This is a genomic window from Schinkia azotoformans, assembly GCF_035811335.1.
In the GTDB taxonomy this organism is placed as follows: Bacteria; Bacillota; Bacilli; order Bacillales; family Bacillaceae_J; genus Schinkia; species Schinkia azotoformans.
In genome coordinates, this window is record NZ_JARSMD010000010.1 from 133,826 (window position 1) to 147,667 (window position 13,842).

Here is a 13,842-nt window from a genome sequence, read left to right on the forward strand (position 1 = left end):
TTTATTATATCTGTTTGCCCAATAGGTAGAATTTTTCACATGGATACGATTGCGGAACATGCCCAGTCATTTATTTGAAAACTAACTCTTAAATTTTTGGAAAACACCTTTTCTTTGATGAACTAACAGGTGTGCTTAAATAAAGAAAATAGTGGGAGGGAAATTAGGTTGGAAATCATCATCGGAATTGCTATTATACTTATATTGTTTTCTTCTTCCAGTGTAGTTGAAAAAAGATTGAAATCTATAGAGAATCAAAATAACCAAATAATAAAAGTATTGGAGGAAATAAGAGATAAAGACTAATATTTCCACCAGTAAACAGAAGCGCAAATTTTGTAAAAGGACAGGGAAACCCTTTGAAATATGGGCTTCCCTTAATTTTGGCTATTAACGATAATAGCCTATGTGCTGTAGATGAAACTCTTATTTTATCTCAAAATAGGCTATGTTAATTAATCTTGTAGATTGTCTTTAAGATTGCTTAATTGCTATGTGAATTTCAATTTCCCCATTAGGGTTGTATTTTTCAAAATCATATGAGTAAGCTCTCTTTAAAGAGCCTGCTTCTTCTTGTTCCCATATTTTACTCCAAGCTTTAATGATACCTTGTTCGTCAGTAGTATCTACTTTAAAGACTTCATATATCTCGTTATTCGGTATCTCAATAAAAGTGTTCCCATTATTATCTTCAATTGCAACACTTAACGAATAATCAGCTTTATAGTCATCTTCATAATCATAATAAATTCCATATACACTATTTTGGTGGTTTTCTAGTTTGCGAGTGGCTTCTCCCCACAAGGTTTTGATTTTCCCCAACATTTGCTCATCATTAAAATTATTTGTTCTAATGCTGTTGATTAAATACAGTTTCAAAATTAGTCATCCCTTTCAACAATTCTTTTATTTCCTAGCCATGATTTACCCACTAGTGAGATATTATTATTCAGCAAAAACTATCCCCCAGTAAAATATTATATTAAGTTCATTGTGTTCCTTGCTTACCAAAGCCATCACCAAATTTTATTGAATGAAGTTGTCCATTAGACGCCCAATTTTCTCGTTCATATTCATCAAATATTATCGTTACCTCCACCTATACGCTACAGAATCAGATGAAAACTTTATTCTGTAGAAGCTATCTTTTTAAAATGAAAATTTATCCATAAAAAGTAAGTTACATCTATGATGATATTTAATAGTACATCAAAGACATTAGTTGAATCCAAATAACCTTCCCAAAAGAAACTTATTATTAGATCTGCAACCGTTAAATAATAATTAACATGGTAAAGCAAATCTGTATCCTATTTTTTCATAATGAATAATCCAAAATTGCAGTTTGATAATTTCGTCTGCAAGTTTTGCATCATCCATTGCTTTCGAAAAAAATGCTTGATTGTTGTTTCTGTAGCCTTTAATAGTGCGAATAGAATAGTTTTTAATCTCCAAATCAAATAAAAATTCCTTGTAAATGTCTTCTAATAACAAAAAAAATCACTCCTTGCATGAATTAATTTCCCATACAAAAAGTGAGTTAATTGGTACTTGAAGGTATATCACAGTAGTTTCGGTAAAAAATGAACATGTTTATCATCGTTCACTAGAAAAACCACTGAAACATTCCAGATTTTTGACAATCAAAAGACTTACCACTGGACGAAAAATGCTGAAACACCAAGGGTTTTCCTGTCCTCTATCCCACTTATTCTCCTAAATCAACGTTATGGTACACTTGTTGAACATCGTCGCAATCTTCAATTGCATCAATCATTTTTTCGAATTGAGCCTGTGCGTCTGCATCTAGAGTTACTTCGTTGTGTGCAAGCATTGTGATTTCAGCTACTGTAAATTCAGTTACACCTGCATTTCTGAACGCTTCTTGAACAGCATGGAATTGGTCAGGTAGTGCATAAACAATCACTGAATCATCTTCTTCCATAATGTCACGGACATCCAAGTCAGCTTCCATCAGAATTTCAAGTGCTTCTTCCTCAGATTTTCCTTCAACACCGATAACAGCAGTTTGATCAAACATGTAGGCAACAGAGCCACTTACACCCATGTTTCCGCCATTTTTACCAAACGCTGCACGAACTTCTGAAGCAGTACGGTTTACGTTATTTGTTAGTGCATCAACAATTACCATTGAACCACTTGGTCCAAAGCCTTCATAACGAAGCTCGGAATAGTTTTCATCTGATCCGCCTTTTGCCTTTTCAATTGCGCGGTCAATGATATGTTTTGGTACATTATATGTTTTTGCCCGTTCTAGAACAAACTTTAAAGCTTGGTTAGACTCTGGATCAGGCTCGCCCTGTTTAGCTGCCACATAAATCTCTACGCCAAATTTCGCATAAATTCGACTAGTATTGGCATCCTTTGATGCTTTCTTGTCTTTAATATTGTTCCACTTACGACCCATTTTGTTCCACTCTCTTTCAACATTGAATCTAAAAAAATGCAAACATCATTCATTTCACTATTATACCCAATAGTATAATTTGTATCGTATAACTCTATTATTATACATGGAAAGTCCGAATTTAAAAATAGCCTTTGAAAAAAGTCAAGATTAAAATTCGTTGAAATAAAAAAAGGCTGCTAAACTTAATAGTTTAAACAGCCGTATTTAATAGTTAAACAGTTTCTTTTACTTTTTCTTCGACCTTTGGTTGCATTGTTCCGTATTTTTGTAAATTAATATGCCATGATAAAGCTTTTTCCAAGATATGAGGTGTTTGGCCGCCTCTTGTTAAAGCTTCTGTATAGTAGTCCCACAACTGAGTTCGATACATTGGGTGTACACAGTTATGAATAATCAATTCTGCCCGCTCACGTGGTGCTAAGCCGCGAAGGTCTGCATAACCTTGTTCCGTTACTACTACATCTACATCATGTTCGGTATGGTCAATGTGTGAAGCGAAAGGCACGATACTTGAAATCTTTCCATTCTTTGCGATTGATTTTGTGACAAAGATAGCCAAACGGGCATTTCTCGCAAAATCGCCAGAACCACCAATTCCATTCATCATTTTTGTTCCCATTACATGGGTGGAGTTTACATTGCCATAGATGTCGAATTCTAATGCTGCATTAATAGAAATTAAGCCGAGACGACGAATGATTTCCGGATTATTCGATAATTCCTGTGGACGTAACATGATACGATCACGATATTTATCAAAGTTGGAATATACCTCATCCATTTTAGCTTCTGATAAACCTAACGAGCAGCTTGAAGCAAATGTAACCTTTCCTGCATCCATTAAGTCAAAAACTGCATCTTGAAGTACTTCCGAATATAGCTGTAAATCTTCAAATTCTGATTCTAGTAATCCATGAAGAACAGCATTCGCTACTGAACCCACTCCTGATTGTAAAGTTGGCAGTTTTTCAGGCAATTTACCAGCAGCAATTTCATTGCGTAAAAAGTCTAGCAAATGATTGGCCATCGTTACAGTTTCATCATCTGGTGGTACGATTGGTGAAGGTGTATCTGGATAATGAGTAAATACGATTCCTTTTACCTTATCTGGATCATATGGAATTCCAATCATTCCAATTCGATCAGATGGCTTTGTTAATGGAATTGGTTGTCTTTTCCCCTGTTCACCTGGGTCATAAAAATCGTGTAAACCTTCTAAGCTCAATGGAAATGCAGCATTAAGCTCAATGATGATATTTTTTGCATGATTAGCAAAAACCTGTGAGTTTCCACCTGATGTTGTCGGGATGATCATTCCATCTTCAGTAATAGAGAGTGCCTCAATAACGGCAAAATCTATGGGCTCCAATGCCTTATTCCGTACTAATTCAGCCACATGTGAAAGATGGGCATCTACAAATAATACATCACCTTTATTAATTCCATCTCTCATCGTTTTGTCAGCCTGATACGGCAGACGTTTTCTAATAATCCCAGCTTCCGTAAACATTTTGTCGATATTTGAACCGATGGAGGCTCCAGTAAATAAATTTACTTTAAAAGATTCTGTTTCGGCACGTTTCACCAATGCAAATGGAATCGCCTTGGCATCGCCAGCTCTAGTAAAACCGCTGATTCCGATTGTCATTCCGTCCTGTATCCACGATGCCGCTTCTTCTGCTGTAACTACACGATCCAGTAATCTTGGGTCTCTAATTCTCTCTATATGTGTTTTCATATTTCTACCCCACCTTAATGGTTTTATAAATTAATTATATATTCAAAATTGGACAAAAATTTTATTTTACGACAAAAAACGAAACTTTGTGACAAACAAGCTAAATCCTGTACTAAAGCAGATATTTTTTCTAGGCACTGTTATAGAAACAATTCAGAGCGGTTCAAAAAATAGAAAAAAACACCCACACAATACGTTCCAGTGTGGGTGCTCGCTCTTATTTAATAAATAAAAAATTAATCTTCAAGCATTAATTGTTCCAGTTTTAATGGCTCGATATATTCACCTTTTTTGTAGGCACGCATATTTCCGCCTGAAATTTCATCAATGAGTACGATTTGCTTATCCGCTAATCTGCCAAACTCAAATTTAATATCATATAACTCGATTTCTTTTTTAGCTAGCTCATCCTTTACGATCGCTGCTATTTTTTGAGTCAACTCTTTTAATTCTTTGTATTCGCCGAGGGTAAGGATTCCAAGCATATCAAGTGCGTCCTCGCTGATTGGTGGATCTTGACGTGCATCGTCCTTAATTGTAACTTCTACAAAAGCATCGAGTGGCTGAGCTTCTTCAGCGTACATACCGTAACGACGTAGGAAGCTGCCAACAGCACGGTAACGGCAAATGACTTCAAGACCTTGACCAAATACAGTTGCTGGTTTTACTGTCATTGTCGCTTTTTCAATGTCGGCATCGATATAATGAGTTGGAATTCCAGCCACTGCTAATTTTTCGAAAAAGAACTTCGTTAATCTTAGTCCCGCTTTTCCAGCACCTTCCATTGTTAAACCTACAGTATTGGCACCTGGATCAAAGACTCCATTTTCACCTGTTACATCATCTTTGAACTGCAGCAAATAATTTCCGTCTTCAAGAGCATAAACATCTTTCGTTTTCCCAGTATAAATGAGTTTCATATCATTGTTCCTTTCCTAGTAAAGTTTTCTATTACTTACCTTTATTATGTATTGATTTTTCCGAAAAAATCAATAAAAGCTTTTTATATAAAATGAAAAAACAGAAGTGGAAGATATCGCTGCTTCTTATAAATTATAATTCTTCTAAAATTATAACCTTTTAAATCAATTATCCATTTTGTTACATTCCCGTGAATATTTCAATATTTTGTTTACCTATAATCAAGAAACAACTAAAATTTACATATAACCCATTACCCACCATAATAGGTAAATTTATGGGAAATGGCAAAGTGGATAATAAGGGAGTGATTTAATTGGTTAACTTAAAAAATAGAAATCTTTTAATTATTATTTTATTAGTTCTTACAACAATCTTTCATCCACTTTCAACGTCTGCACAAAGTAAAACAAAGGAAACACCCAATATTCCAAACACTACAATAAAATTACCAGTAAATGCCACTATAGATAAAGAATTTGACATTAATGTTATTTATCAAAATGTCCCGTCTTACTCCGGTAATAAGGGGTTAGTAGCTACGTTATTAATTGATAATACCGAATTAGATCATTATATATTTGGGAATTTAAAACCAAATGATCGAATTGAGTTTAACTTTACTGCTAAAATCAGTGAACCTGGAGATCATAAAGTTAAAGTGAGAATTTTATGGCCAAAACCTTCTAGTGAAAATCGCCGTTACGTTTCAGAAAGTGAAGAATATATCATAAAAGTATTAGATCCAATGTCTGATAGCGATGATGATGGATTAACAGATCAGGAGGAAATGAATCTTGGTACGAATCCTTCAATTAGTGATACTGATAAGGATGGTTTAAGTGATGGAGAAGAAGTATTAATGTATAAAACTAATCCTTTAAAATCTGATACGGACGATGATAGATTACCAGATCAATATGAAATCTTTGCAACTGGAACTGATCCATTAATAATTGATTCTGATAAAAACGGAATTAATGATTCAGAGGAAGATATGGATAGGGACAATCTTTCAAATATAAAAGAACTCGAAATAGGTACTGACCCTAATTTATATGATACGGATTTTGATGGACTAAGTGATAGTGATGAATTAAATCAAAAAACTAATCCATTTGAATATGACACTGATAATGATAAATTATCAGATGGAGAAGAAGGAGACCTAGGTTTTAATCCTACATTAACTGATACTGATGGTAATGGAATAATCGATGGTGATGAAGTTATTCCTGTTACAACGGTCCCGATTATGGAAGATAGTGAAAGTATGGTTAACGCCAGCGTTACTCTTAATACAATAGCTTCAGAAGCCTCTACCACTACAGTTACAAGTTTAAAGGGAAACGGAATTTTGAATGAAAAAATTCCAGGATATCTAGGTGAAGCTTATGAATTTGAAACGGATGTACAATTTTCTGAAGCAACGATAGTATTTAGCTATGATTCATCATTAATATCTGAAGATTTTGAGCCAAAAATATACTACTTTAATGAAGAAGAGCAAAGATTAGAGGAAATTAATAATCAAGTTCATGATCCAAATAGTAGAACAGTAACCGGAACGGTTAATCATTTTAGTAAGTATATTTTATTAAATGGAAAAGAATATGAAAAAGCATGGGAAAAAGATATAAGACCACCGGATTTGGATCAAAATGGACAGATTAAAAATATCGAAGTAGTTTTTTCTATTGATTCCTCCGGTAGTATGAGTTGGATGGATCCTTATGATTTAAGAAAACAAGCTACAAAAGACTTTGTAGAGAAATTGAGTGATGCTGATAGAGCTGCAGTTGTGGATTTTGATGATACAGCTAAAATTCTTGTACATTTAACAACAAATAAACAAGAAATAAAAGATGCAATTGATTCTATTGATCGTTCTGGAGGAACAAATTTATATAATGGTGTTAAGGCAGCCATTGATGAAATAGTGGCTAACGGTAAGACAGATCATTCAAAGTATATTATTTTTTTGACAGATGGAGATGGATCTTGGAGTGATAGTGTTTTACAACTTGCAAATGAAAACAAAATAAGTATCTATACCGTAGGATTAGGAAATGGGGTAAACAAAACATTACTGGAGAAAATTGCAACAACTACAGGTGGAAAGTACTTTTTTGCAACAGATGCAAATAAACTTGAAGAAGCACTAAAAAATACTGCTAGTGATACAGTTGATTATACTTTGGATGATGATAAAGATGGCATTCCTAACTACTTGGAAATTGAAGGAATAAGAAATGGAGCTGGAACACTCTTTAAAACGGATCCAAATAATAGTGATACAGATGGTGATGGATTATTAGATGGTGAAGAAATTTTAGTGCAATATAAAAGTTTAGAAAACAAAATTTATTTTACAATGATCTCAGATCCTACAGTGATTGATACAGATGGAGATGGATTAAGCGATTTTAATGAAGTCAGACATAATAATTCTGACCCAATAAATCTATTTTCGATTAATTCAGTAAGCAGTCAAAGAACTAAATATGATCCATTGGTATATGATTTTACACCAGAGCACGCATTAATGTTGTCAGAACTATCTTATGTAGATGATTTAGAAAGCATGAGCCGAACTCAATCAAAAAGTATAGATTTTAAAAATGTCATTTATACAAAAAGAGCTCAGATTAATAATGGAAACTTTCATTATGAAAGTGATACTTATGGAAATAAACTTGATGATTGGTATTTGATTAGCGCCGAAGATAGTAATTGGATTGATAGCGGGTTTGGAGCATTTGCTGTATTACATGGAGATAAAATTGTTATTACTTTTAGAGGCTCAGATAATATTTTATCACTAAATCTAATTAACGACTGAATTTTTGGTAATCTTAACGGAATACTATTTGAAGGAAATAGTAAGCAAGCGACATATGCAAAAAGTTTTGCAGAAAGTATTGCTAAGAAGTATCCAAAGAAAAAAATATTTATTAATGGTCATTCTTTAGGTGGGTGGCTAGCACAAGTAGCTTCTTATCATTTAGAGAATAATAATATTGGAAATTATCAATACACAAGGACATTCAACGCAGCTCCATTTTTTGGAACAAAAGCATTACGAAAGATAGGGATAAATATTGATACTTCAAGGAATCCAGTAGTCCCGTTGAATGTCGCTACGAGTTCTAGTTATGATGATAAGATTTTTAATAATGCAATGTCTTTTGATATTTTATACCTTCTGGATCATCATTTAAATGAGGATGCATTTAAACTTGGTGCTGAAGGAGCGGGTTATACGTTTTATTACAAAAATTTAACACCAACAGATTTCGATTTTCAATTTCTAGTTGACGCAATACAAAAGTATGAGGAAGAAATTGGAGAAATTTCTGATAAAAATAGAGTTTATGTTGCTGCTCAATTAAATGATGCTATAAATAACGTAGCTCCAACGGATCAAAATCTTAAAAGTAGAAAAGAAATCTTTGATAAAAGACTAGTTGATGCAAATAATGCTCATTCTTTAATCCATTTTTATGATTATATTGAAAACATTAAATAAAAAATCAAGCTATTTATGGGGGAGATTTTATTAAAGTTTACCTAACATATATCATTTTCAATCTTCTTTTATCCCCATTGTATATTTTTGTTTTTATAGGAATTACATTTAACGAGATAATAAAGATCAAATCAGGGGGAATTTGGGATTATTTAAATTTTTATCTAATGACTCTTAGTCCCAATTTATTATTATTTACTGTGTTATATTTTTTTAGTGACCTATTAAAAATTGACAAAAGGGAAAATTTAAAATTGTTTTTATTAATAACAATTTGTCTGATTACTTTTATCGCCATATTTGTTTAGTTAATAGATTTAACATTAATTAATTTGATTTAATATAGGGGGAGAATTATGAATTTAAAAATTATGATTAGTTTATTTATTGCCTTAGTTTTTATCCATTCTTCTATGGTTTCGGCAATAGAAGTATTGAATGATTCAGCCAAAATTAATGAATTACCTAATAATTTAGAGATGGTTATGCCTTTTAATGAAAAGGAAACACAAGATGACACATTAATTTATGAGGAGACTAAAGAATTATCAAAAGTAACAACAGAAGATGTAATTACAATAACTACTGAAGTAGAAAGTCTTAATTTGGTAAAAGACACTTCACGTACTGTCTATGTTAACGATGACAAAGTTACATTTAATCTTGTTCCAATAGTAGCTAAAGATTATACTTTAGTCCCTTACAAATTAACATTTTTAATTTTTGGTGCAGAAGCAGAATGGGATAAAGAAAATAATAAGATTATTGCAGTTAAGGATGAGCAAAGACTAGAAATAGAAATTGGTTCAAATATTGCATATTACAATAATAAAGAAATAAGAATGGAGGTTCCTGCTCAAGTAATGGATTCAGAGGTTATTGTTCCAATTGAATGGATTGGTAAACTATTCAATAAGACAGTTGAAAAAGAAATTGGAACAAATTCAGTTTATATTACACTTTGACCATTATTAATATTTCTTTAGGATACCCCTTTCTAGCAATAGTATTTATTCCATAAGTGATTAGTGCGATCAAGTATGATTGGACGCCGTACCAAAAATAATTGTTAAATGAATTCCAAGTCTCTATGCGGAAAAACACGAAAGTAGTCTCACTTCTTGAAATATTCAGATGTTCATTCGTGTCTGCTTAGAGACTTGCTGTAAGTATTATCCAATGTAATGTCCAATTACTTTAGGAGGCAAAATCCTCTTATGGAATATTCCCCCGAAATAACAAGAAGGAAGCAGAGCACCATCCCCTGTCCCTATAACAAATTATTTAGAATAGAACGGTTCACTTCTTTATAAATATACAAAGAAACAGGCCTTCCAATCCCGTATGTAATCGTCTCTTCCAAAACTTTTATTTCTTTTAGAAACTTCAAATATTTCCCGATTGAGACCCTAGAAATTTCCGTTTTTTCCGCAATCGTTTCCGTTGAAAATGGGGTCTTTCCCATTTCTTCAATTGCCGAAACAACGATTTGTAGTGTGCTTTTTGTTAAGCCCTTTGGTAGTGAGTGAACAGGTGCGCCAGATGACTTCGCTTCCTTACTGAGCAACATTTCATCAATGTCTTTTTGATTAACATGACGTTGATTATGTAGCAACGTAAATTGTTCGCTGTAAGAAGAGATAGCTGCTTTAAACCGTTCAAATTCAAATGGCTTTATTAAGTAATCAACTACTCCAAATCGTAAGGCCGTTTGTACTTTCTCTACATCTGATGCAGCTGTAATAAGGATGACATCAATGCTTTTTTCTCGCTCTCTTATATAGGTAAGCAGCTCTATCCCGCTTTTCCCGGGCATATATACATCCAATAAAACTAGATCAATTTGTTCGTTATCAATATATGTTAGAGCATCATTGACAGAATGAGCTACACCCACAAGTGCAAAACCCGCAATTTCCTCGAGATACCTTTTATTAATTTCGGCCACCATTGGATCATCTTCAACTATTAGAACTCTGATCATGAGCATCATCCCCTTTTTTCGTTTCAAAAGGTACTACAACAACAAATTCTGTTCCATTATTTAATCTTGAATGGACATTGATTTCTCCGCCTAGCCGGTCAACACTTTGCCGTATTAAGTATAGCCCATAGCCCCTGTTTTGTCCTTTTGTTGAAAAGCCTTTTTCAAAGACATGCCGGGTAACATCTTTGGAAATGCCAGGGCCCGTATCTGAAACAATAATTTTCAATGAGTTATGAAAGTAGTTTAGTAGGACTTCTATCTCTTTTGTCGGAGAGTCCTCCATCGCTTCTATTGCGTTATCAATTAGGTTCCCCAAAATAGTAATAATTTCATGGGTTGCGCTTAAACTTTTCGGTTCAGGTAGAACTGTCTCAATTTCAATGGACAAGTCTACTTTTTTCTCTCTGGCATAACTAAGTTTACCCATTATGAAACCGGCCAATGCTGGGTCCTTGATATTTTTAGTTACATTTCCCACTTCATGATTGCGATGATCTACGAGTGTATTGATAAACATTGTTAACTGCTCATACATCCCCATTCGGACCATACCAAGGATAACGTGAAGCTTGTTCATAAATTCATGCGATTGGGCCCGCAATGCTTCTGCATAAGCTTTAACACCTGTTAATTGCTCGGCCAATTGATTAATTTCTGTCTTATCTCTAAAGGTTGCAATCGCCCCAACAACTTCTTTATTTACAATAAGAGGTACTTTATTTAATAGAATCGAAACACCATTGATGCTATACTCCTCGTCCAACTCGGACTTCCCGGTTTTCAAAACATTTTCCACATTAAACGAAGGCATATATTCCTGAATAGACAATCCAATTGGAATTTCAGACAAACCTGCCTTCTTAAACATTCGTTTTGCCGATTTATTGACGAGTGTAATCTTTGAATCCTGATCAACCGCTATGACCCCTTCACGAACAGATTGCAGCATGGTATTACGTTCCTCAAGGATTTTTGCAATCGCGAGGGGTTCAAGCCCAAACAATATTTGTTTAATAAACCTTGCCACAAAATAGGCGCAAACAATCCCTACTAATAAACCAAAATTTGTTGCAATAAGGATGTTCTTACGTCCCTGATTGACAGCATCATCAATTCGTTCTAAAGAAATTCCTACTGAAACCGCCCCAATTTGTACCTTATTTTCATCATAAATAGGAGTAAATGCTTTTAAAGAATTCCCCATCGTACCCTTAGAAACAGAAACATATTGCTTTCCGTGTAACACTGCCTTGTGATCCTCTGTACTATAGAGCCCACCAATCCTCTCAGGTATCGGGTGCGATAAACGTATACCGTTCATATCCATAACTACAACATACAGAACGTTCGTTGCCTCTAGAATCTCATTGGCATATTCCTGAATATCGTCAACATGTTCTTCATTTTTTAATCCATTAATGACCTCGTCTGACCTTGCGACAATATTAGAAAGAATGATTGCTCGCTCTTCCAGATTTTCCTCAATAGTATCTTTAATAGTTGAATTAAATAATATATCAGTAATGAGCAACGAGACGAGGACAACTAGACAGACTAGCGCAGTAATCATCGTACTTAGCTTCAGTTTTCGCAAAAACATAAACTCACTCCAATAATTGCATGGTCGTATTTCCGATTCCAATATTTCTATTATAATGCAAAAAAGGCTATTCTAGTAGAACAGCCTTTGCAATCGATATTTCCTATATTCTATTATGCTGAATTATATTAAGCTGAAACTTCCTCGTCTTTCTTTGAAGGAACCCCTTGTAATTGTGGAGTGAACTCTCCTTCCATCTTTGAAACGATTACTGTTGCCACACCATTACCAATTAAGTTCGTAACGGCACGAGCTTCTGACATGAAGCGGTCAACACCTAGAATTAACGCTAGACCTGCAACTGGTACTGATGGGAACACTGCTAAAGTTGCAGCTAAAGTTACGAAACCTGAACCAGTTACACCAGCCGCACCTTTAGAAGTTAACATTAATACACCAAGAAGCAATAACTGATCACCTAATGATAGATCCACACCAAAGGCCTGTGCGATAAATAATGCTGCCATTGATAAGTAAATAGAGGTTCCATCAAGGTTGAAAGAATAACCAGTCGGAAGAACAAGACCTACTACTGATTTTGAGCAACCGTATTTTTCAAGCTTTTTCATCATTGGTGGTAAAGCGGATTCAGATGAAGAAGTACCGACTACTAGGAAAATTTCTTCTTTTATATAAGCAATGAATTTAAAAATATTGAATTTATAAAACTTAGCAATTGCACCAAGAACTAGGACGATAAATAGGAACATAGTTGTATAAACAGAACCCATTAACTTACCAAGGTAAACTAGAGAACCTAGACCGAAGTTACCAATTGTATAAGCCATGGCACCAAATGCCCCAATTGGAGAAACCTTCATAATAATGTTTACGATACCGAACATAACTTCTGAAATTTTTTCAAAAAAGTTTAAAATTGGCTGTCCTTTTTCACCTAATTGAGCAAGAGCAATTCCAAAAAGAATAGCAACGAATAATACCGGCAATAATTGACCATTTGTAAAAGCACCTAAAAATGTATCAGGAATAATCGATAAGATAAAGTTCATTAAGCCATGGCTTGTCTCTTCTGCAGCTTTCGTATATTGGGCAACAGCATCTGCTGAAGCAGCACTTGTATCAAAGCCTTTACCTGGTTTAAAAACGTTTGCAACTGTGATACCAATAGCCAAAGCAATGGTTGAAACGATTTCAAAGTAAAGTAATGCCTTACCACCGATACGACCAAGCTTCTTCATATCACCCATACCAGCAATACCAACAACGATTGTTAGGAAGATGATTGGTGCGATGATCATTTTAATCATTTTAATAAAAATATCTGCTAAAACCTTTAATTCTGCACCGAACTTTGGAAATAATGCTCCACAAATAATACCGAGGATAATACCGCTAATAACCTGAAATGTTAAACTCTTAAAATTTAAAAACTTTTTCATTTTTCCACCCCTTCTTATTCTTAAAATTCTTAGAAAGATTTCATTAATTGAAAGCGTAATCATTTTGTCTTTATGTGAACATTATATGAACTATTGTCGGATTTTGATATATTTTGTAACTATATAAAATAATTTTGTAATTAAATTAAGAGTTATATTCAAAAATAATCTATTTACTCTTATTATTTTTACTATTCAAAAGGGTGTATACAGGTAAGCGTTTTCTATTAGTACAC

At 33.9% G+C, this 13,842-nt stretch carries 12 protein-coding genes and 1 pseudogene; 5 read left to right on the forward strand and 8 right to left on the reverse strand.

Translation table 11 applies throughout. The features are described 5' to 3' along the window. The first annotated feature begins 168 nt into the window (after positions 1-168). Complete coding sequence (locus tag P9E47_RS05840; protein WP_326162833.1) at positions 169-306, forward strand: hypothetical protein; 138 nt, start codon at positions 169-171, stop codon at positions 304-306. Positions 307-474: 168 nt separating this feature from the next. Here P9E47_RS05840 and P9E47_RS05845 read toward each other — a convergent pair whose 3' ends face one another. The 5 genes from P9E47_RS05845 to P9E47_RS05865 form a co-directional block, all read right to left on the reverse strand. Continuing rightward, a complete protein-coding gene (locus P9E47_RS05845) occupies positions 475-879 on the reverse strand; it encodes a GyrI-like domain-containing protein (protein WP_326162834.1) in 405 nt (134 codons plus the stop codon). Between the two features lie 405 nt (positions 880-1,284). Then, positions 1,285-1,494, reverse strand: a complete 210-nt coding sequence (locus P9E47_RS05850) for a hypothetical protein (RefSeq protein WP_003332378.1) — start codon at positions 1,492-1,494, stop codon at positions 1,285-1,287. A gap of 214 nt (positions 1,495-1,708) precedes the next feature. After that, positions 1,709-2,428, reverse strand: a complete 720-nt coding sequence (locus P9E47_RS05855; protein ID WP_003332377.1) for a YebC/PmpR family DNA-binding transcriptional regulator — start codon at positions 2,426-2,428, stop codon at positions 1,709-1,711. A gap of 214 nt (positions 2,429-2,642) precedes the next feature. Then, complete coding sequence (locus P9E47_RS05860; protein ID WP_326162835.1) at positions 2,643-4,169, reverse strand: acetyl-CoA hydrolase/transferase family protein; 1,527 nt, start codon at positions 4,167-4,169, stop codon at positions 2,643-2,645. 236 nt (positions 4,170-4,405) lie between these two features. Then, a complete protein-coding gene (locus P9E47_RS05865; RefSeq protein ID WP_003332374.1) occupies positions 4,406-5,089 on the reverse strand; it encodes a phosphoribosylaminoimidazolesuccinocarboxamide synthase in 684 nt (227 codons plus the stop codon). Positions 5,090-5,406: 317 nt separating this feature from the next. Between P9E47_RS05865 and P9E47_RS05870 the strand changes: the two genes are divergently transcribed. The 4 genes and pseudogenes from P9E47_RS05870 to P9E47_RS05880 all read left to right on the forward strand — a co-directional run bounded on the left by P9E47_RS05870 (position 5,407) and on the right by P9E47_RS05880 (position 9,584). After that, entirely contained in the window at positions 5,407-7,932 is a 2,526-nt protein-coding gene (locus tag P9E47_RS05870) for a vWA domain-containing protein (protein ID WP_326162837.1), read from the forward strand. 21 nt (positions 7,933-7,953) lie between these two features. Then, positions 7,954-8,166, forward strand: a pseudogene (locus tag P9E47_RS22915) (lipase family protein); the annotation flags it as partial. A gap of 54 nt (positions 8,167-8,220) precedes the next feature. Beyond that, positions 8,221-8,619, forward strand: coding sequence for a hypothetical protein (locus tag P9E47_RS05875; protein WP_326162838.1), 399 nt, complete (start codon positions 8,221-8,223; stop codon positions 8,617-8,619). Between the two features lie 356 nt (positions 8,620-8,975). Beyond that, positions 8,976-9,584: a copper amine oxidase N-terminal domain-containing protein gene (locus tag P9E47_RS05880; protein ID WP_326162839.1), complete on the forward strand. Its 609-nt coding sequence runs from the start codon at positions 8,976-8,978 to the stop codon at positions 9,582-9,584. Between the two features lie 305 nt (positions 9,585-9,889). On the opposite strand, the gene P9E47_RS05885 is transcribed toward P9E47_RS05880, so the two are convergent. The 3 genes from P9E47_RS05885 to dctA form a co-directional block, all read right to left on the reverse strand. Further along, the gene (locus tag P9E47_RS05885; RefSeq protein ID WP_326162840.1) at positions 9,890-10,603 is read right to left on the reverse strand and encodes a response regulator; all 714 of its coding nucleotides are present in this window, start codon (positions 10,601-10,603) and stop codon (positions 9,890-9,892) included. Then, complete coding sequence (gene dcuS / locus P9E47_RS05890) at positions 10,581-12,206, reverse strand: DcuS/MalK family sensor histidine kinase (RefSeq protein WP_326162841.1); 1,626 nt, start codon at positions 12,204-12,206, stop codon at positions 10,581-10,583. The genes P9E47_RS05885 and dcuS overlap by 23 nt, the downstream gene beginning before the upstream one ends. A gap of 128 nt (positions 12,207-12,334) precedes the next feature. Next, positions 12,335-13,606 (reverse strand): C4-dicarboxylate transporter DctA, encoded by a 1,272-nt coding sequence (dctA, locus tag P9E47_RS05895; RefSeq protein ID WP_003332369.1) that lies wholly within the window; start codon positions 13,604-13,606, stop codon positions 12,335-12,337. Between the last annotated feature and the right edge of the window lie 236 nt (positions 13,607-13,842).

Coding starts and splice junctions, on each gene's coding strand:
- dctA (WP_003332369.1), bottom strand. CDS start 13,606: ATGAAAAAGTTTTTAAATTTTAAGAGTTTAACATTTCAGGTTATTAGC.
- P9E47_RS05855 (WP_003332377.1), bottom strand. CDS start 2,428: ATGGGTCGTAAGTGGAACAATATTAAAGACAAGAAAGCATCAAAGGAT.
- dcuS (WP_326162841.1), bottom strand. CDS start 12,206: ATGTTTTTGCGAAAACTGAAGCTAAGTACGATGATTACTGCGCTAGTC.
- P9E47_RS05860 (WP_326162835.1), bottom strand. CDS start 4,169: ATGAAAACACATATAGAGAGAATTAGAGACCCAAGATTACTGGATCGT.
- P9E47_RS05865 (WP_003332374.1), bottom strand. CDS start 5,089: ATGAAACTCATTTATACTGGGAAAACGAAAGATGTTTATGCTCTTGAA.
- P9E47_RS05880 (WP_326162839.1), top strand. CDS start 8,976: ATGAATTTAAAAATTATGATTAGTTTATTTATTGCCTTAGTTTTTATC.
- P9E47_RS05885 (WP_326162840.1), bottom strand. CDS start 10,603: ATGATCAGAGTTCTAATAGTTGAAGATGATCCAATGGTGGCCGAAATT.